Origin of the sequence: Ferribacterium limneticum (assembly GCF_020510625.1) — a bacterium.
In the GTDB taxonomy this organism is placed as follows: Bacteria; Pseudomonadota; Gammaproteobacteria; order Burkholderiales; family Rhodocyclaceae; genus Azonexus; species Azonexus limneticus_A.
This window is the reverse complement of record NZ_CP075191.1, coordinates 3,813,990-3,832,909: the sequence shown is the minus strand read 5'-3', so window position 1 is coordinate 3,832,909 and position 18,920 is coordinate 3,813,990. Positions and strand designations below refer to the sequence as shown.

General features: G+C 58.5%; 17 protein-coding genes. 13 read left to right on the top strand and 4 right to left on the bottom strand.

All coding sequences use genetic code 11. The features are described from left to right. Positions 1-24 precede the first annotated feature (24 nt). The 10 genes from gmk to KI617_RS18330 all read left to right on the top strand — a co-directional run bounded on the left by gmk (position 25) and on the right by KI617_RS18330 (position 10,370). Entirely contained in the window at positions 25-633 is a 609-nt protein-coding gene (gmk, locus tag KI617_RS18375; RefSeq protein ID WP_226448785.1) for a guanylate kinase, read from the top strand. Positions 634-648: 15 nt separating this feature from the next. Beyond that, positions 649-855 carry a DNA-directed RNA polymerase subunit omega gene (gene rpoZ, locus KI617_RS18370; protein WP_226448783.1) on the top strand — a complete coding sequence of 69 codons (207 nt, stop codon included), beginning with the start codon at positions 649-651 and terminating at the stop codon, positions 853-855. 21 nt (positions 856-876) lie between these two features. Beyond that, complete coding sequence (locus KI617_RS18365) at positions 877-3,030, top strand: RelA/SpoT family protein (protein ID WP_226448781.1); 2,154 nt, start codon at positions 877-879, stop codon at positions 3,028-3,030. Continuing rightward, a complete protein-coding gene (locus KI617_RS18360; protein WP_226448779.1) occupies positions 3,027-4,280 on the top strand; it encodes a D-amino acid dehydrogenase in 1,254 nt (417 codons plus the stop codon). Before KI617_RS18365 ends, KI617_RS18360 begins: the two co-directional genes overlap by 4 nt. Next, positions 4,274-5,035, top strand: a complete 762-nt coding sequence (locus KI617_RS18355; protein WP_226448777.1) for a TatD family hydrolase — start codon at positions 4,274-4,276, stop codon at positions 5,033-5,035. Before KI617_RS18360 ends, KI617_RS18355 begins: the two co-directional genes overlap by 7 nt. 120 nt (positions 5,036-5,155) lie before the next feature. Further along, a complete protein-coding gene (locus KI617_RS18350) occupies positions 5,156-5,428 on the top strand; it encodes a chaperone NapD (protein ID WP_226448775.1) in 273 nt (90 codons plus the stop codon). A gap of 1 nt (position 5,429) precedes the next feature. Then, positions 5,430-7,982: a nitrate reductase catalytic subunit NapA gene (gene napA / locus KI617_RS18345; RefSeq protein ID WP_404826748.1), complete on the top strand. Its 2,553-nt coding sequence runs from the start codon at positions 5,430-5,432 to the stop codon at positions 7,980-7,982. Between the two features lie 88 nt (positions 7,983-8,070). Continuing rightward, complete coding sequence (gene napG, locus KI617_RS18340) at positions 8,071-8,943, top strand: ferredoxin-type protein NapG (RefSeq protein ID WP_226448773.1); 873 nt, start codon at positions 8,071-8,073, stop codon at positions 8,941-8,943. Then, the gene (gene napH / locus KI617_RS18335; protein WP_226448771.1) at positions 8,940-9,845 is read left to right on the top strand and encodes a quinol dehydrogenase ferredoxin subunit NapH; all 906 of its coding nucleotides are present in this window, start codon (positions 8,940-8,942) and stop codon (positions 9,843-9,845) included. Before napG ends, napH begins: the two co-directional genes overlap by 4 nt. A 30-nt stretch (positions 9,846-9,875) precedes the next feature. After that, positions 9,876-10,370 carry a nitrate reductase cytochrome c-type subunit gene (locus KI617_RS18330; RefSeq protein ID WP_226448769.1) on the top strand — a complete coding sequence of 165 codons (495 nt, stop codon included), beginning with the start codon at positions 9,876-9,878 and terminating at the stop codon, positions 10,368-10,370. 64 nt (positions 10,371-10,434) lie between these two features. On the opposite strand, the gene rpoH is transcribed toward KI617_RS18330, so the two are convergent. From rpoH to KI617_RS18310, 4 genes are all read right to left on the bottom strand, one after another. After that, on the bottom strand, positions 10,435-11,295 hold the full coding sequence (rpoH, locus tag KI617_RS18325) for an RNA polymerase sigma factor RpoH (RefSeq protein WP_226448767.1): 861 nt from the start codon (positions 11,293-11,295) through the stop codon (positions 10,435-10,437). A gap of 581 nt (positions 11,296-11,876) precedes the next feature. After that, positions 11,877-12,629, bottom strand: a complete 753-nt coding sequence (gene istB, locus KI617_RS18320; protein ID WP_226448765.1) for an IS21-like element helper ATPase IstB — start codon at positions 12,627-12,629, stop codon at positions 11,877-11,879. Then, positions 12,626-14,275, bottom strand: a complete 1,650-nt coding sequence (gene istA / locus KI617_RS18315) for an IS21 family transposase (RefSeq protein WP_226448763.1) — start codon at positions 14,273-14,275, stop codon at positions 12,626-12,628. Before istA ends, istB begins: the two co-directional genes overlap by 4 nt. 162 nt (positions 14,276-14,437) lie before the next feature. Next, positions 14,438-14,692 (bottom strand): helix-turn-helix transcriptional regulator, encoded by a 255-nt coding sequence (locus tag KI617_RS18310; RefSeq protein ID WP_226448761.1) that lies wholly within the window; start codon positions 14,690-14,692, stop codon positions 14,438-14,440. 83 nt (positions 14,693-14,775) lie between these two features. Here KI617_RS18310 and KI617_RS18305 point away from each other — a divergent pair, with 83 nt between their 5' ends. The 3 genes from KI617_RS18305 to KI617_RS18295 all read left to right on the top strand — a co-directional run bounded on the left by KI617_RS18305 (position 14,776) and on the right by KI617_RS18295 (position 18,920). Further along, positions 14,776-15,915 carry a helix-turn-helix domain-containing protein gene (locus KI617_RS18305; RefSeq protein WP_226448759.1) on the top strand — a complete coding sequence of 380 codons (1,140 nt, stop codon included), beginning with the start codon at positions 14,776-14,778 and terminating at the stop codon, positions 15,913-15,915. A 50-nt stretch (positions 15,916-15,965) separates the two neighbouring features. Beyond that, complete coding sequence (locus KI617_RS18300; RefSeq protein ID WP_226448757.1) at positions 15,966-18,167, top strand: peptidase domain-containing ABC transporter; 2,202 nt, start codon at positions 15,966-15,968, stop codon at positions 18,165-18,167. Positions 18,168-18,458: 291 nt separating this feature from the next. Beyond that, positions 18,459-18,920 (top strand): hypothetical protein, encoded by a 462-nt coding sequence (locus KI617_RS18295; protein WP_226448755.1) that lies wholly within the window; start codon positions 18,459-18,461, stop codon positions 18,918-18,920.

Sequence of the window (18,920 nt, the reverse complement as noted above, 5' to 3'; positions counted from 1 at the left end):
GCCATTTAGCTCAGGAACGAATCAATGGCCGGAAATCTCTTTGTCGTCGCAGCCCCGTCCGGGGCGGGCAAGACCACGCTGGTCCGCATGCTGCTGGACCAGGAATCGAGTGTGCATCTTTCCATTTCCTATACGACGCGGGACCCGCGGTCGGGTGAGCAGAACGGGCGCGAATACCACTTCGTCGAGGCCACGGAGTTTCACGCCATGATTGCCCGCCAGGAATTTCTTGAATGGGCCGAGGTGCACGGCAATTTCTACGGGACATCGAAGAAATGGATTGCTGACCAGTTGGCCGCCGGCCGCGATGTGTTGCTGGAAATCGACTGGCAAGGTGCGCAGCAGGTTCGTGCCCTGTTTCCACAGGCGATCGGGGTTTTCATCCTGCCACCTTCGATGGAGGAACTGACCCGTCGTCTGACCGGCCGCGGGACCGACAGCGCCGATGTGATCGCCCGCCGCCTTGCCGCAGCGCAGGCGGAAATGCGCCATGTCGGGGAATTTGACTATGTTATTATTAACGACCAGTTAGCACAGGCGCTGGATGATTTGCGTGCTGTTGTACGTGCATCCAGCCTGAGCTTTGGGGCGCAACGTGCACGCCACGCCGCCCTGTTTGAAAGAATGATCTGATTTTTGAGGTTTGCCATGGCCCGCGTTACCGTTGATGATTGCCTGAAAAGAATTCCGAACCGTTTCCAGATGACCTTGGCTGCTGCACACCGTGCCCGCCAGCTGGCCAATGGTGCCACCCCCTTGGTTGATGCCGAAAAGCACAAGCCGACCGTCGTTGCCCTGAAGGAAATGGGTGCCGGCAAAGTGGGTCTGGAAGTGCTGAATCGCGGCCAGGCCTGAAAGCAGGGGCGGTGAAGACTGATGGGTTCCGTACCGTCAACTCAACCGCCTGCTTATGAGGAAGCTGCCTACCAGGTCTTCCTCGATAGTCTCGAGTACCTCCCCCCCGTTGATGTAGAGAGAATCAAGGCTGCGTATGCCTACGCAGCCCGCGCGCACGCCAGTCAGCGGCGCATGTCCGGGGAACCCTACATTACCCATCCGCTGGCCGTGGCCGGTGCGGTGGTCGAGTGGCGGATGGATGCCGATGCGGTCGCTGCCGCGCTTCTGCACGACGTGCTGGAAGATACCGGCGCCACCAAGCACGAACTGGCCGAAAAGTTCGGCAAGGAAGTCGCTGAGCTGGTCGATGGCCTTTCCAAGCTCGACAAGATGGAGTTCGCTTCCTATCAGGAGGCGCAGGCCGAAAATTTCCGCAAGATGCTGATGGCCATGGCGCGCGATTTGCGCGTCGTGCTGATCAAGCTCGCCGACCGCCAGCACAACCTGGCGACAATGTCGGCCATGCGCGCCGACAAGCGCGCCCGCATTGCCCGTGAAACGCTGGAAATCTACGCGCCGATTGCCCTCCGGCTGGGCTTGAACAAGCTTTACCGCGAGTTGCAGGATACGTCGTTCGAGCTGATCCATCCGCATCGCGCCGAGGTACTGTCCAAGGCGCTCAGTGCGGCACGCGGTAACCGTCGGGAGTTGCTGACCCAGATTCTCGACGGCATTCAGGAAAAACTTCAGCACGCCGGTTTGCGGGCCGAGGTTTTCGGCCGCGAGAAGAGCCTCTATTCCATTTTCCGCAAGATGAAGGAAAAGCACCTGTCGTTTTCGCAGGTGCTCGATATCTACGGTTTCCGCGTCGTGGTCGATAACGTGCCGACCTGCTATCTGGCGCTTGGCGCCCTGCACAGCCTGTTCAAGCCGGTGCCCGGCAAGTTCAAGGACTACATCGCGATCCCCAAGGCCAACGGCTACCAGTCGCTGCACACGACGCTGATCGGCCCCTACGGTACGCCGGTCGAAGTCCAGATCCGGACCCGCGAAATGCACAATGTGGCGCAGGAGGGTGTGGCGGCGCACTGGCTGTACAAGGACATGGACGAGAGCAGCGCCGATCTGCAGATCAAGACGCACAAGTGGCTGCAGTCGCTGCTCGAAATGCAGACCAGCGATTCGTCGGAGTTCTTCGAGAACGTCAAGATCGACCTCTTCCCTGACGAGGTCTATGTCTTCACGCCCAAGGGCAAGATCATGGCCATGCCGCACGGGGCGACCGTGGTCGATTTTGCCTACGCGGTGCACACCGACGTGGGCCATCACTGTTCGGCAGCGCGGATCAATCATGAGCTTTCACCGCTGCGCACCGAGTTGCGCAATGGCGATCTGGTCGAGATCATTACCTCCGGCCAGGCCACGCCCAATCCGGTTTGGCTGACCTACGTCAAGACCGGCCGGGCGCGCAGCAAGATCCGCCATTTCCTGCGCACCATGCAGAATGAGGAATCGGCCCGCCTTGGCGAGCGCCTGCTGCGCCAGGAACTGCTGTCGCTCGGCGTTGTGCCGATCTCGATTCCGACCGATGCCTGGGATCAACTGGTCAAGTCCGGTGGCCAGAAGTCGATGGAAGAGATTTACACCGATATCGGCCTCGGTAAACGGCTTCCTTCGGTCGTCGCCCGCCGACTGCTGGCGCGCGAAGACATGTCGCACGATTCGCCGAGCAGCATGACGCTGGCCATCCACGGGACCGAGGGCATGGCCATCCAGCTGGCGCGTTGCTGCCAGCCGATTCCGGGCGATCCGATCATCGGTTCGATCAAGAAGGGCAGTGGCCTGGTCATTCATACCCACGACTGTCCGGCCATACGCAAGTCACGTTCGTCCGAGCCGCAGAAGTGGATCGATGTCGAATGGGAGCCCGAAGAGGGCAAGCTGTTCGATATTCGCATCACAGTCGAGGTCAAGAATGCGCGCGGCGTGCTGGCCCAGGTGGCCGCGGCGATTGCCGAAGCGGGTTCGAATATCGAGCATGTCGCCATGGATGCCGACCCGGAACGCCTGTTCACCTCCTTGCGTTTTACCATCCAGGTCGCCCACCGCAACCACCTGGCAGCCGTGATGCGCGGCATGCGCCATATTCCGGAGGTGACCCGGATTACCCGTGAAAGGGGAGGCGACACTTGAGAGTGCTCGTGCTGGGTGCCGGCGTTGTCGGCACAACGAGCGCGTGGTATCTCGCTCGAGCCGGGCACCAGGTCACAGTGGTCGACCGTCAGCCGGTGGCCGGTAATGAAACCAGCTTCGCCAACGGCGGCCAGATCTCGGTTTCGCATGCCGAACCGTGGGCCAATCCGCATGTCCTGCCGCGCGTCCTCAAGTGGCTTGGGCGTGAGGATGCCCCGCTGTTGTGGCGCTGGCGGGCCGACCCGGCCCAGTTGGCCTGGGGTTTGCGCTTTCTCGGTGAATGCTTGCCCGGCCGGACCCGGCGCAACATCGCCGCCATCGTCGCCATGGCTCTTTACAGCCGGGGACGGCTGCAGGCCCTGCGCGAAGAGCTGGGGCTGCAATACGATCATCTCGAACGCGGCATTCTGCATATCTACACTGATCGCGCCGAGCTTTCAGCGGCGATCAAGGCGGCGCGTGTCATGCGCCAGTTCGGGCTCGATCGTGACACGGTCGATGTCGACAAATGCCTGGAAATTGAACCGGCCCTAGCCGGGGCGCGGCATCTGCTGGTCGGTGGCGACTACACGCGTTCGGACGAATCCGGTGATGCCCACAAATTTACCTGTGCCCTGGCTGAACGGGCTCAAGCCGCCGGCGTTGATTTTCGCTTTGGCCTGAGCGTCGAGCAGATCGCGCCGGGTGGCAGCAAGATCGCCGGGGTGCTGGTGCGCGGTGAAGGGGGCAGCGAACTGCTGACGGCCGATGCCTATGTCGTCGCCCTCGGCAGCTATTCGCCCTTGTTGCTCAAACCAATCGGGGTCGGCCTGCCGGTCTATCCGGCCAAGGGCTATTCGGCCACGCTGACGCTGGCCGAAGGTTCGCTGGCGCCGACGGTCAGCCTGACCGACGACGAGCGCAAGCTGGTCTTTTCCCGGCTCGGTAATCGCCTGCGCATTGCCGGTACTGCTGAATTCAATGGCTATAACCTCGAACTCAACCAGGTCCGCTGCCAGGCCCTGATTGATCGTACTCGCCAGCTTTTCCCGCGTCTGGAAATTCTTGGCGAACCGGCCATGTGGTGCGGCTTGCGTCCGGCCACCCCATCGAACGTGCCGTATATCGGCCAGACCCGCTATCGCAACCTGTGGCTCAATACCGGCCACGGCACGCTGGGGTGGACGATGGCCTGCGGCTCGGCGGCCTCGTTGGCCGAGTTGATGAGCGGCACCCTGCCCGATCCGGATTTCCCCTTCCTGCGATGCTGATCGACACGCACTGCCATCTCGATGCAGCCGAGTTCGACGCTGATCGTGATGCTGTGCATGCGGCGGCACTGGCGGTGGGGGTCGAGCGTATCGTCGTACCGGCGGTGGCGGTAGCGGGGTTCGAAAAGACCAAGGCGACGGTCGAACGTTACGCCGGCTGCCTTGCCGCCTACGGCATTCACCCGATGCTTGTCATGCAGGCCCAGGAAGGTGATCTGGCACTGCTGCGCGACTGGCTGGCGCGGGAGCGGCCAGTCGCTGTGGGTGAAATTGGTCTGGACCTTTTTGTCGGCGACATCGATCCGGCTCGTCAGGAATTCTTCTTTGTCGAGCAACTGAAGCTGGCGCGCGAATTCGACCTGCCGGTACTGCTGCATGTCCGGCGGGCCGTCGATCCCATCCTCAAACAATTGCGCCGCATCCGCGTCCGCGGTGGGATTGCTCATGCCTTCAATGGCAGCGCTCAGCAGGCCGACGAGTTCATCAAGCTGGGCTTTGTGCTGGGTTTCGGCGGGGCGATGACGTTCAGCGGTTCGACGCGTATCCGGGAACTGGCGAAAAGCTTGCTGCTCGAATCCATCGTTCTTGAAACCGACGCGCCGGACATTCCGCCCGCCTGGCTGAACGGCGGGCGCAACTCGCCGGCTGAATTGGCCCGTATTGCCGATGTCTTGGCCGAACTGCGCAGCCTCAGCCGGGCCGAGATAATGTCGGCGACTACCGCCAACGCGCGCCGGGTGCTTCTGCGCACTTGATAGTCGTCAACATACCTGTAATAAATTTAGGGGTATTTCCGTCATTTTGATGTGCGCTAAAGAAGCGCCGGCTTATGGGCGTAGATTGCGCTGGCTGACATCAAACTGACTGGGCGTTGTATGGACATGAAGGTCTCTGAAGGAGTCAATATCTCCAGCCTGATCCTCGGCGTATTGCCGACGGATGCAGATCAAGTGGCCGCGCAATTGCGGCTTCTTGCCGGGGTTGGGGTTCATGCCGTAGCCGAAGATGGGCGGATGATCGTTTCCATCGAGACAGCCTCTGAAGGCGCCACAGTCGAAATCTTTGAGGAAATACGCCAGATGCCGGGAGTTCTCTCGGCCTCGCTGGTGTATCACCAATACGAATCCGATCCAGACGAGGAGGCCTGAGATGCTGCAAGTGAAACTGACCCGGCGTGATTTCATCAAGAGCAATGCGGTGGCTGCAGCAGCTGCGACGGCGGGGATTGCAGTTCCCGGCCTCGTTCAGGCGCAGCAAAAGGGCAAGGATGACGGTGTCCGTTGGGACAAGGGCGTCTGCCGTTACTGCGGTACCGGTTGCGGTGTGCTGGTCGGCGTCAAGGAAGGCCGTGTCGTGGCCACCCAGGGCGATCCGGATGCACCGGTCAATCGCGGCCTGAACTGCATCAAGGGCTATTTCCTCTCGAAGATTCAATACGGCAAAGACCGCCTGATGTCGCCGATGTTGCGCATGAAGGACGGCAAGTACGACAAGAATGGCGACTTCAAGCCGATCACCTGGACCCAGGCGCTCGACATCATGGAAGAGAAGTGCAAGGCCGCACTCAAGGAAGGCGGGCCGCGCAATATCGCCATGTTCGGCTCCGGCCAGTGGACCGTGTGGGAAGGCTACGCCGCCGCCAAGCTGATGAAGGCCGGCTTCCGCACCAACAACCTCGACCCCAACGCCCGCCACTGCATGGCCTCGGCCGTTGCCGGCTTCATGCGCACCTTCGGCATCGACGAGCCGATGGGTTGCTATGACGACGCCGAGCACGCCGACGTTTTCGCGCTGTGGGGCTCGAACATGGCCGAGATGCACCCGATCCTCTGGTCGCGCATCACCGATCGCCGGCTCAGTGCCAAGCACGTCAAGGTGCATGTGTTGTCCACCTTCAGCCACCGCTCCTGCGAGCTGGCCGACAACACGCTGATCTTCAAGCCGCAGTCCGACCTGGCCATCCTCAACTACATCTGTAATCACATCATCACGACCGGTGCGGTCAACAAGGATTTCGTCGCCAAGCACGTCAAGTTCGCCAAGGGCGTGACCGACATCGGCTACGGCCTGCGCCCGAATCACCCGCTGGAAAAGGTCGCCATGAACAACGGCTACCCGGGCGAGGATGGCAAACCGAAGGGCAATCCGAACAACTCAGCGCCGATGACTTTCGACGAGTTTGCCGCCTTCGTCTCCGAATACACGCTGGACAAGGCGCACGAAATTTCCGGTGTGCCCAAGGAAAATCTCGAAGCGCTGGCCAAGGCCTACGCCGACCCGAAGGTCAAGGTCGTTTCCTACTGGACCATGGGCTTTAACCAGCACACCCGGGGTACCTGGGTGAACAACATGATCTACAACGTGCACCTGCTGGTCGGCAAGATTTCCGAGCCGGGCAACGGGCCGTTCTCGCTGACCGGTCAGCCGTCAGCGTGCGGTACGGCACGCGAAGTGGGCACCTTCGCCCATCGCCTGCCGGCCGACATGGTGGTGATGAATCCCAAGCACCGCGAATTGTCCGAAAAGCTGTGGAAGCTGCCAGCCGGTACGATCCCCGACTGGATCGGCCTGCACGCCGTGGCCCAGAGCCGGGCGCTGAAGGACGGCAAGCTCGGCTTCTACTGGACGTCGACGACCAACAACATGCAAGCCGGGCCGAACGTCAATGATGAAATCTACCCGGGTTGGCGCAATCCCAAGGCCTTCGTGGTGGTTTCCGACGTTTATCCGACCGTCTCCGCCATGTCCTCCGATTTGATCCTGCCCTGCGCCATGTGGATGGAGAAGGAAGGCATGTACGGCAATGCCGAGCGCCGCGGCCAGATGTGGCGCCAGCAGGTCAAGGCGCCGGGCGAGGGCAAGTCCGATCTGTGGCAGTACATGGAGTTCTCGAAGCGCTTCAAGGTCGAGGAAGTGTGGCCGGCCGAGTTGCTCGACAAGAATCCCGAATACAAGGGCAAGACCCTTTACGACGTGCTCTTTGCCAACGGCCAGGTCAACAAGTTCGGGCTGGACGAGGTGAAGAAGGTCAACGCCCACGGCATCAAGGACTACATGAACGACGAGTCCCAGGCCTTCGGTTTCTACGTGCAGAAAGGCTTGTTCGAGGAATACGCCAGCTTTGGCCGTGGCAAGGCGCATGACCTGGCCAATTTCGACGTCTATCACAAGGCGCGTGGCCTGCGCTGGCCGGTGGTCGATGGCAAGGAAACGCTGTGGCGCTTCCGCGAGGGCTACGACACCTATGTGCCGAAGGGCGAAGGCGTGCGTTTCTACGGTTACCCGGACGGCAAGGCGATCGCTTTCGCGCTGCCCTACCAGCCAGCAGCCGAAATGCCTGATGCCGATTACGACCTCTGGCTTTGCACCGGTCGCGTGCTCGAACACTGGCATACCGGTTCGATGACCCGCCGCGTTCCCGAGTTGTACAAGGCAATGCCGGATGCCGTGGTTTACATGCACCCGGAAGATGCCAAGAAGCGCGGCCTGGCCCGCAACGACGTGGTCAAGCTGTCGACCCGCCGCGGCGAAATCCAGTTGCGCGTCGAAACCAAGGGACGCAACAAGCCGCCGGTCGGGCTGGTCTTCGCGCCCTTCTTCGACGAGCATCGTCTGGTCAACAAGCTGACGCTGGATGCGACCTGTCCGATCTCGAAAGAGACCGACTACAAGAAATGCGCCTGCAAGGTCGTCAAGGCATAAACGAATCAACCGAGGCAATCAGGGAGTGTCGGAAACGGGTGGGAAAGGGGCCCGCCCGTGGCCGACATAACCGAACGATGAGAAAGAGATGAAAAGCGACACCCCAAAAAGCAGCGCCGCCCGCCGCCAGTTCATGTTCGACACCGCCCGCATGGCGTGCGGCGTCGGCATGCTGGGCCTGGGTCTGGGCCTCTATGCCAAGCAATCGAAGGCCTTGCCGGCCCTTGCCCTGCGGCCGCCCGGAGCGCTGCCCGAGGACGATTTCCTGGGGGCATGCATACGTTGCGGGCTATGCGTCCGCGATTGCCCCTACAACACCCTGGAACTGGCCAAGCCGGAAACGCCGGTTGCCACCGGTACGCCGTTCTTCAATGCGCGGAATATTCCGTGTGAGATGTGCGACGACATCCCTTGCGTCAAGGCCTGCCCGACCAAGGCGCTGGACCATGCGCTGACCGACATCAACAAAGCCAAGATGGGCGTGGCGGTGCTGATCGACCACGAAACCTGCCTGAATTTCCTCGGCCTGCGCTGCGACGTCTGCTACCGCGTTTGCCCGGTCATCGACAAGGCAATCACGCTCGACATGGTGCCCAATACGCGCACCGGTCGTCATGCCATGTTCCTGCCGACCGTCCATTCCGAGCATTGCACCGGCTGTGGCAAATGCGAGAAGTCGTGCGTACTGGAAGAGTCCGCCATTCGTGTCCTGCCGCCCAAGCTGGCCAAGGGCGAACTCGGTCACCACTATCGCGTCGGCTGGGATGAACAGAAGAAGGCCGGCCAATCGCTGATCGATGAATCCAAGATGATCGATCTGCCTGACCGCGTGCCCGAGGGCGCTGTTTTGCCCGGTCACTACGATCCGGCCTCAGGTCAAACCGAATCGATGCGTGGCATGGCCGGTAGCGAGGCGGGTGTCATCCCGAGCACGCCACCCGGATTGGGGGGCAAGCCATGAGCCAGATAGCCAACAAGAAACGCATCGGCGCCGAAGCTGTTGAGGAAAAAGGCTGGTTTGGGGCACACAAGTGGCTGATCCTGCGCCGCCTGTCCCAGTTCAGCATCCTTGCGCTGTTTTTGCTCGGGCCATTGGCCGGCATCTGGATCGTCAAGGGCAACCTCAATTACAGCTACACGCTGAACATCCTGCCGCTGACCGATCCCTACGTCGCCCTGCAATCGCTGATGAGCGGCCATGTGCCGGAAAAGCTGGGCCTGATTGGCGTCGGCATCGCTTTGGTCTTCTATTTGCTGGTCGGCGGCCGGGTTTATTGCAGTTGGGTCTGCCCGGTCAATGTTGTGACCGATGCTGCCGGCTGGCTGCGTGACCGCCTAGGCATCAAGGGGGCGAGTAGCCTGTCGGCCCGCACGCGCTACTGGATTCTCGGCATGACGCTGGTCGGCTCCGCCGTGACCGGCGTGGTGCTGTGGGAACTGATCAATCCGGTGTCGATGCTGCATCGCGGGTTGATCTTCGGCCTTGGCACGGCGTGGATGATCGTCATCGCCATTTTCCTGTTCGACCTGTTCGTGATGAGCCGTGGCTGGTGCGGCCGCCTGTGCCCGGTCGGCGCCTTCTACAGCCTGATCGGCCGGTGGAGTCCACTGCGTGTGACGGCTACCAAGCGTGCGGCGTGCAACGATTGCATGGATTGTTTCGAAGTCTGCCCGGAACCGCAGGTCATACGCCCGGCCCTGAAGGGGGAGGGAAAGGGCGTTGGCCCGGTCATCCTGGCGCCAAGTTGCACCAACTGTGGTCGTTGCATCGATGTCTGCTCGAAGGATGTCTTTACCTTCGGATTGCGTACCAATAACCCGGCCTCGACGGTTGCCATGACGGTACAGTCCGAAGCCAAGTGATGTTCGAGTCTTAGAGGAGGAGCGCCCATCATGAAACAAACCCTGAAGCTGTCCTGTGCCGTTCTGGCATCCGTCGCCTGCTGGGCCTTCGCCTCGCCTGCCTTGGCGCAGGAGTCGCCGAAACCGATGCGCGGGGCCGATGTCGCGGCCGTCGACCAGGCTCCCGAGGCCAAGAAATACCTCGGGGGGAAACCTGGAGGGCAGGAAAAGGTGGCGCGTACCTTCAACAGCCAGCCGCCGGTGATCCCGCACGCGGTTGAGAACTTTGACGAAATCACGCTGGAAGAAAACCAGTGTCTGACCTGCCACAGCACGGCCAATTACCAGAAGAAGAAAGCGCCGAAAATCGGTGACAGCCACTTCCGGGATCGTGAAGGCAAGGTGCTGCCGGAGAGCTCGGCGCTACGCCACAACTGCACGCAGTGTCACGTACCGCAGGTCGATGCGCCGCCGCTGGTTGAAAATGATTTCAAGGGCGATATCGCGGCCAAGGGCAGCAAAGCAGGCGCCAAGAAAAAGAACTGAACGGCTGCGCAGCAAAAGCAAAGGGGAGCCGAGGCTCCCCTTTTGTGTTGGCAACGCGTGATTGTCAAGCGGCAGCGAGCACGCCGCGCATTTTTTGCAGTGCCTTGACCTCAATCTGGCGAATCCGCTCGGCGGAAACATCAAATTCGGCGGCCAGATCATGCAGCGTTGCCGCTTCGCCATCATGCAGCCAGCGCGCTTCGATGATGCGGCGGCTGCGCGGGTCGAGCCCTTCCAGCGCGGCGTGCAGGCCTTCGTTCTGCTGGTAGGCCAGCGCCTTGTTTTCCAGAACGCGGGTCGGCTCGTAGCGCGAGTCGGCCAGATAGTCGATCGGGGCGAAGGCTTCGTCGCCGTCGTCCGGATTGCCTTCCAGCGCAATATCGCGACCGGACAGGCGGGTTTCCATCTCGACCACTTCATCCTGTTTGACGCCGAGGCGGGCGGCGACTTCGGCCGCCTGCGTGCCGGATAGCGTATCGACGCCCTCGTAGCCGCTCTTCATGCTGCGCAGGTTGAAGAACAGCTTGCGCTGGGCCTTGGTCGTTGCCACCTTGACCAGGCGCCAGTTCTTCAGGATGTACTCGTGAATTTCGGCCTTGATCCAGTGCATGGCAAAGGACACCAGACGCACACCGCGCGACGGGTCGAAGCGCTTGACCGCCTTCATCAGGCCGATGTTGCCTTCCTGAATCAGGTCGGCATGCGGCAGGCCGTAACCCAGGTAGCCGCGGGCAATGGAGATCACGAGGCGTAGATGTGAGAGCACAAGCTGACGCGCGGCCTCCACATCGCCATCATTGTGGAGACGCTCGGCCAGCCGGGACTCCTCGGCCTCGGTCAGCATGGGATAACGATTCGCTGCCTGGATATAGGCATCAATGTTTCCAACTGACGAGGGGATGGGAAGCGCCAAGGCGTAGGTCATAGCGTAATTTTCTCCTTCAAGTTACAACTTCATTTTAGCACTCGCTGCATAAGAGTGCTAAGCCTGAAAAAAGTTTCGCGATGATTGCTTTTGTTCCTGCGACTTGCCTTCCTTTTCTGAGTGTCGGTTCTCACCGAGTTTCGAACTATTTGCACTTAGTTCTGAATTTTTGGATCGCTGAAACACTCGCCAGCCAATGCTTTCAGCGTGTTTGTATGTTTTCTCTGTCCATAATTCTTTCGCTTTTGGTGGAGAACGGATCAAATTTTTCCCCGTCTTGATCAGGCAACTTCTCGGCCAAAGCGGTCCTAGCCCCGATGTATTCCAAAATCTGCTTTGTAGCTGCGGATTCAACCGGTGGATGCAACGGTTTGATAAAAGCGCTGAGCGGACATTTCGATTTGTTGACGCCGGATTTTCACGAGCACCCAAACCGGTTCGAGGTGAGCAGTTCGCCCAGTTCCCCATGAGCAGATTGCCCGATGGCCGTGAGCAACGGCATCAAGCCCGGTACCACGAGCATCTATAAAAAGTGATGCTCACGAGCATTGCTACCCGTGAGCATCATTTCGCGTCCGGGCTTACTCCGTAGCCATCCGCTCCTTCGCCAACATCTTGCGCATCGACTCTCCCTTCAGATGCATCTGGTGCGACTGATGCACCACGCGATCCAGAACCGCATCCGCCAGCGTCGGGTCAGGAAACAGCCCATGCCATTGAGTCCGCGGATACTGGCTGGTGATCAGCAAAGAACCACAACGCATACGCCGATCGATGACATCGAGCAAGATATGGCCGACGGCCAGATTCATCTCGCCATTTCCAAAGTCGTCGATCATCAGCAAGGCCGGCTTGACCAGCCGGGACTTCAGGGTGGCAATCGAACCATCGGCCATGGCCACCGCAATATCCGAGAATAATTGCGAACACCGGTAATAGAGCACTGAAATTCCCAACCGGCAGGCTTGCGTTCCCAGGGCACATCCCAACCAAGTCTTCCCGACGCCGGTTGCCCCCAGAATGACCAAGTTCTGGTGCCGATAAATCCACTGGCACCCCGCCAGAGTTGCCAGCAGTGACTTCTCCACCCCACGACCGGCCCGGTCATCGATATCCTCCAGAGCCGCAGATTCCGGAAATCCGGTCCCCCGCAGCAGGCGCTGGATCCGGCGTGTGTCGCGATTCGACATCTCGTGATCGACCAGCATGGCCAATCGATCATCGAAAGAAGTCCCATGCAGTTTCGGCTGATCCAACTGGAGTTCGTAGGCATCGGCCATGCCGCCGAGCTTCAGTTGCCGCAGGCGGTTCAAGGTTTGCTGGGCCGTGCTCATGCTTCTTCTCCAAAATACTCAGGACCACGAACGTCCTCATGGGATTCGCGAACGTCCTGATCTTTTTGCGGAGTTCCTTGTTGTGCCATCAAATCGGCCTTTTTCTTCAAGATCGACTCGATGCTACGCAACGCGGTGATGTTGCAGGTTTGGGCATAGCGACACGCGGCCAGAAAGCGCTCATCACCATGCTCCCGCGCTAAATCCCGCAACTTGCGTGCCGCCTTCAGGCCGTTGGTCAGGTCGTGTCGTTCCATCAGGTGATGCGTGAACAATTGTTCCACCACCGGCCCATGAGCCTTGGCCCAAGCCAGCAAAGCGTGAGGTTCCCCTTCCATCACCCGGCGATGAGCGACCGGCATGTGTTCCTCGTAGCGGGAAATCTCACCGGGCTCTGCCATCAAACTATGCGTCGCCAGCCGCTTGTTACGCCGAAAAATTTCTAGCGCATTGGCGGTAATGCGTAGATCGACCAGATCGCCTCGATATTGCCAAGGGACGGAATAAAAGGATTTACCATGCTCGACTAGGTAGTCGTCGCCAACCCGCACGCTGTGACGCCACTCAGACAATTCATAGCGCGTGGTCGGCAACGGCCGCAGGGCCGGTGCATCCAGGGCTACGAACCGGCTACGCCGCGTATCGTCGTGCTTGGAAAAGTTCTTGTCGTTCAGCATCTCGTTCAATCGCCGAATCTCGACATTGGCCTCTTCTAGGCTAAAGAACACCCGATTACGCAGCGCAAACAGCACCCAGCGTTGCGCGATCTTGACGCCAGCCTCGGCCTTCGCATTCTGTTTCGGCGAACGTTGCTTGGTCGGCATCGGCGCCGTGCCGTAATGCTTCAAGCACTCCAGATATTGCGGGTTGAGAACGATCCGCTCCTTCTCGCGCCGAATCACAGCCGCCTTCAAATTGTCGCTGACTACCCAGTTCGGTACGCCTCCGAAATACTCGAAGGCATTCGCCTGAGCCTGCAACCAGCAGGCCGTGCTCTGCTGCCAGACCAGTTCCAGATAGGTGTGGCTTGAACAGCCCATCACAGCGACAAAAAGATTGGCCTCGCGTACCTCCTCGCCCGGGCCGCCCCGAATCTCCACCTTGCGCCCGGCGAAGTCGGTAAACATCCTATCGCCCGGCCGGTGAATCTGGCGCATGACGACACGTTGCTGTCCAATCCATTTTCGATAGCCTTCGTTGAATTGTGATTGGCCGATGCCATTCGGGTGTTCGGCGCGCCATTCCTGCCACAATTGCTCCCGGGTCGCATCGGCGAGCTGCATCTGCTCATGGACCCACGACCAATCCGGTGATTCCTTACGCTGAGCGACGGAGCGGTTTTGGGTCTCAAGCGCCAGTTCCCACTGGTCGTCGTCGAGGTTGGCGATGTCGGGCCAGTTCTTGCCGCTGGCCTGAATCAACTTGCGCAATTCGCCGACCGAATTGGCACATACCCCGGTGATCCTGCTGATCGCCCGGGCCGATTGAGGATGATGAAAATGCAGACGTGCAATCTCACGCTGCTGAAGTACAGGTATCCGCATGGATATCTCCTTGAAGGGCGCATGAAGCGCCTCGGTTCCATGTTTCGCTGTCGCGAAACGACGAGATAAATAAACCCATCGCCCATGACTTGACTTCTTCATGGACGTTGCTGATACTGCACACTCCAAGTCGCAAACTTGAAATGGCAGTGCGCAACCCGAGGCAGTCACCTCGGGTTTTGCGTTTTATGGGCCGGAAATTTCAGATCAGTTCTTAAGCCATCGGCGCTCCTTGTGGTTGTGGTTTGAGAATGGGGTAGGCGCTTAGCCGCCGAATCTTGCGGATGGCATCCCCGCAGCACGAATGCCGCCTGGGGATGGCGGCTGGTGGCCGGGCTCTGCAGTGCCGAGCCTGGCCTCGATCCAGGTTGTGATTTCAGCCATTCGCCAGCGGCGGATTTGACCAATACGAATGAAAGCCGGGGCTTCGCCACGCGCGACCAAGGTATCGAGCGTGCGCAGGCTGATGCCGAGCAAGCTGGCGACCTTGCGGGCATCCATCATCGGTTCGCAGTCCATGGTTCCTCCTGTGCAGAGCGTTTCAGTGGATTGCATTCTCGGTACAATTCCTCCCTTCACGGAATGGGGTGTGAAAACAGCAAATGTCAAAAGCCTGGTGCCGCAAAACAAACTGGGTCCTGGCTGGCTGGAATGCCCTGCACCGCGCCACCCTCGACGTCGGCGCGGAAGTCAGCTACGAGCGATGGGAGTTTCCCGAACTTCGTAACCGCCCCATCGCCGATACTGGCTGTTACCAAGCCTTAGTCCAGCCCCTGGTACATCTACTCGATCAGACGCTTGAAACGCCCTCAATGCGTGCCGAGCCGGCCCGAATACTGGTCTGGCGAAAATTACGAGTGCTGGGCCGGCATCGCCACCCCGACCTGTGGCGCCTATTGGTGGAGGATGGCCAAGTCAGTGATCCGGTGCAGGAATACCACCAGATGCAGCAAACCGTTCAATCGAGCTTGGCGACGATTGTTCCTATGTCGCCCATCCTGGCGGCACGTCATGGTTACAAACTGATATGGCAGACTGATCATCACCATTTGGAGCAACTTGAACGCTTGCTCTGGGGGTTGGCGCTGATCGGCTGGTCGGCGCATCACTGGAAACAGGTTGCCACCTGCGAATTGTGCTTTCGCTTTACCCGACCCGGCTCCCGCTTCTGTTACGAACACACGCAAAGCCAAACGCAGGGCAGCGAGCGCTCTGCCGCCTACCGGCGATATCGTCTTGGAAGAAAAGTGCATCACCTGGCCGAGCAACGCGGCAAGCTGGAATTCCTGCGTGGGAATTTAATGTTGCGCGAGGCTCGCCGCCGTCTGGCACTCTCCGATGTAATCTTTGAATGGGAGTACGAAGCCCACGCAGTCGCGGACGAACTACGGACTCTGCATGACATGTTATCCGTGGCGCCGTGCGTCCTGCGCAAACTCGACACGGGTGTCCTCAATCTCGATTTCGAGACCCTCACCGAAATCCTGCGCGAAACATTGGACCCCTATCACTGGGATCCGATGCACTGGGGCCTGACCATCCTACAAGCGGAACTCTGGTTTAGCCTTGAGGAAGAATCAGCCCCTGGCAAGCGCGGACATGGTCTCGCGGCTCAGGTAAAAATCGATCAGGCCAAGGGGCTGATTAACCAAGGGGTTGGACGGAGCCAGATTGCTCGAGAGTTGGGCGTCTCGCCGTCAGCCGTTTCAAAATGGATCGCAAGGAGAAGGTTCTCAACCTGACTGGGTTTTGGTGGAATGCCTGAATTGGGTTATCACAACACATATATCGTTTGGCATATTGCCGCCGCATATACCCAAGGTTATCATGCCCGCTTATCATAATAAGCAATCAGGTCATGCAGACTTCAGGGGGAGTGCTGGAGAACAAGGATGTGCTGTGGCTGCTCGGCAGCCTAAGTAGCCTTTATCGCCTGCCTTTTGATCCGCATCTGGTCGAGCAATCTTTTCCGCCGCCCTATTCGCGGGAAACCCTCCATGAGGCCGCTCGTGCGCTTGGTTTCAAAACAGGTAGTACCGAACGGCCAGCCGACTGGCAAAAGCTCCCGCTACCGGCCATTGCTTTTCTTCTCGCCGTGCCCGAAGAAACGCTCGAGGATGACATCCCGAGCATTCCCGTCCTCATTCTCAAAACGGATGGGCACAAGCTGGTCTATTTTCGTAGTGGCAGTCAATCTCCGGAAACCCTGACCGTCGATGAGGCCGCTAAACAGTTCGAGCCGGAACTGATCCTTGTCGCTCGCGAAGCTGCTGGAACTGGCAAAGACGACGATATCCCCGGTTTTGAATCCGAGAAAAAATCATTCGGCTTCAAGTGGTTCATTCCTGAACTTCTCAAGCACAAGACCATCTGGCGCGACGTCCTGCTCGCCAGCTTGGCCATCCAGTTGGTCGGCTTAGCCACCCCGCTGTTCACCCAGGTCATTGTCGACAAGGTCGTCGTGCACCAGACAAATAGCACGCTGATTGTGCTTGGTGTGGCACTGGTTATGTTCATGCTCTTCACCAGCGGTATGACTTGGCTGCGGCAATATCTCGTACTCCATACAGGTAACCGCATCGATGCGGTCCTGGGGAGCCAGGTCTTCCGCCACATGCTCAGGTTGCCCTTGCCGTACTTTGAGAATCGTCCGACCGGCACACTGGTCGCCCGCCTGCATGGCGTGGAAACGATACGGGAATTCGTTTCCGGCGCGGCCGTCACCTTGGTACTCGATCTTCCCTTCCTGTTCATCTTCCTGGCAGTGATGTTTGCCTATAGCTGGCAACTGTCGTTGATCGCTGTCGGCCTGCTGGGGGCCATCGCAGCCATCAGTTTCTTCGTCGCTCCGGTCTTCCGTGACAGGCTGAATCAGCAGTTCATGCTCGGCGCGAGAAACCAGGCTTTTCTGACTGAATACGTCTCAGGGATGGCTACAGTCAAATCCCTGCAAATGGAGGCTGATATCGACAAGAAGTACGGCGACTTTCTGGCGCAGTATCTGGCTGCCGGTTTCTCCACCAAGCAAGTCGGCAACACCTACAACGTCATCAGCAATGGTATCGAACAAGTGATGACCCTAGCCATCCTGATTGTCGGCGCTTTGCTGGTCATGCAAAACGACGGCTTTACTGTCGGCATGCTGGTCGCCTTTCAAATGTTCGCCGGCCGGATGAGTCAGCCGCTGCTGAGACTCGTTGGCCTTTGGCAGGAGTTCCAGCAGGCCAATATCGCTGTCAAACGCCTGGGCGACATTCTCGACATGCCGCAGGAACCCCACACCCTGACGCCATCGAGAGAAAACCAAGGCCCCGGCCGAATCGATCTACAACACCTTGCCTTCCGTTATTCGGAACACCACCCATGGTTGTACAGGAATCTCAGCCTGACACTGAAGCCCGGACACCTGACCGTGTTGATGGGCCCCTCCGGCTGTGGCAAAAGCACGTTGGCCAAACTGCTGCTTGGTTTCTATCAGCCGAATGAAGGGCAGATCAATCTCGATGGCAAGGATATTCGCCACCTCGCAGCCAACGAACTTCGGCAAACCTTCGGTGTGGTGCCACAGGAAACCGTGCTCTTCGCTGGCACTCTCTACGACAATCTGGTCATGGCCCATCCTCATGCCAGCTTTGAGGACGTGATCCAGGCCTGCAAGGCGGCGGAGATTCATGAGGTGATCGAGAAGCTCAATGACGGGTATCAGACGGAGATCGGGGAGCGCGGAACCGGGCTATCGGGTGGACAGCGGCAGCGCATTGCCATTGCCCGGGCGCTGCTTAAGCGGCCGAAGATTCTGGTCTTCGATGAAGCGGTGTCGAATCTCGACGGGCAGACGGCCGAGCACTTCGCGAGAACGATCAACAAGCTCAAAGGGAAGGTGACGATGTTGTTTATTACGCATCAGATTCCGCGGGGGCTGGCGGTGGATGAGGTTATTGAGCTTGGAGCGAATACAACACGACAGATGGAAGTAGTGGAGGAAGAGAAATGAATCAGTTGATATGGACTAAGGCAGCCAACAGGGATTAGTGCGGTCGACTGGAAATAATGCGCAGAAACGAAATATGTTTAACTTCTTGGTAATACAAGATATTGATTTAAACAGAAATTAAAAGGCGTTTGAGCGAAAAAACTTAAATGTCGCCGCCGTATTTTTGATCGGCCCGAGTGATCGTTTAGGGGCAGGTTTTCAGTCAGGAAGGCTTTGAATCCAGGCATGCTTGAAGCGGTGAAGAGTGAGCGTCAAGTATTATATTAATGGCCCGATTTGATCAATTTAAACATGACAGAAAAACACAAAGTAAAAAACAATCAATATATATTAAGCAAGTCCGGTGCGGCGTTAGTTTTATTCGCAATAGGAGTTGTTTTGTGGTTAATTTTTTTATATTCAGCCACCGATATCGCGCGTCAAATTGATCAGAAATGCACCTTGCTAAATGAGGGAGAGCGTACATTGATTGATCTCAGAAACACATATGCCAACACCAGCCGTATTTGTTTTCATGATTCATATGCAGATAAAGGTTATTTGAAGGATATTTACGGGATTCGTGGCGATGCTTTCGAAAATGTGAAAGACGGGGATGTAGCCATTTACGCAATTTCTGAGAGCAGCATTGTTGGGAGAATTTACTTAAGGGGCGGCTTTTACATACGGAAGCCAATTTCTTCAGCCTGCAAACCGGGCGCTGATTTTTTTCTTGGAAAGAGCAGCGCAGTTTGTTTTATAGATATTTATTGA

Bases quoted from the DNA above. Each gene is read 5' to 3' on its own strand.
- KI617_RS18365 (WP_226448781.1), top strand. From the start codon at position 877: ATGGGTTCCGTACCGTCAACTCAACCGCCTGCTTATGAGGAAGCTGCC.
- napG (WP_226448773.1), top strand. From the start codon at position 8,071: ATGAAAAGCGACACCCCAAAAAGCAGCGCCGCCCGCCGCCAGTTCATG.
- rpoH (WP_226448767.1), bottom strand. From the start codon at position 11,295: ATGACCTACGCCTTGGCGCTTCCCATCCCCTCGTCAGTTGGAAACATT.
- KI617_RS18330 (WP_226448769.1), top strand. From the start codon at position 9,876: ATGAAACAAACCCTGAAGCTGTCCTGTGCCGTTCTGGCATCCGTCGCC.
- napA (WP_404826748.1), top strand. From the start codon at position 5,430: ATGCTGCAAGTGAAACTGACCCGGCGTGATTTCATCAAGAGCAATGCG.
- KI617_RS18295 (WP_226448755.1), top strand. From the start codon at position 18,459: ATGACAGAAAAACACAAAGTAAAAAACAATCAATATATATTAAGCAAG.
- KI617_RS18355 (WP_226448777.1), top strand. From the start codon at position 4,274: ATGCTGATCGACACGCACTGCCATCTCGATGCAGCCGAGTTCGACGCT.
- KI617_RS18305 (WP_226448759.1), top strand. From the start codon at position 14,776: ATGTCAAAAGCCTGGTGCCGCAAAACAAACTGGGTCCTGGCTGGCTGG.
- istA (WP_226448763.1), bottom strand. From the start codon at position 14,275: ATGAAGAAGTCAAGTCATGGGCGATGGGTTTATTTATCTCGTCGTTTC.
- KI617_RS18310 (WP_226448761.1), bottom strand. From the start codon at position 14,692: ATGGACTGCGAACCGATGATGGATGCCCGCAAGGTCGCCAGCTTGCTC.
- KI617_RS18350 (WP_226448775.1), top strand. From the start codon at position 5,156: ATGGACATGAAGGTCTCTGAAGGAGTCAATATCTCCAGCCTGATCCTC.
- istB (WP_226448765.1), bottom strand. From the start codon at position 12,629: ATGAGCACGGCCCAGCAAACCTTGAACCGCCTGCGGCAACTGAAGCTC.
- rpoZ (WP_226448783.1), top strand. From the start codon at position 649: ATGGCCCGCGTTACCGTTGATGATTGCCTGAAAAGAATTCCGAACCGT.
- gmk (WP_226448785.1), top strand. From the start codon at position 25: ATGGCCGGAAATCTCTTTGTCGTCGCAGCCCCGTCCGGGGCGGGCAAG.
- napH (WP_226448771.1), top strand. From the start codon at position 8,940: ATGAGCCAGATAGCCAACAAGAAACGCATCGGCGCCGAAGCTGTTGAG.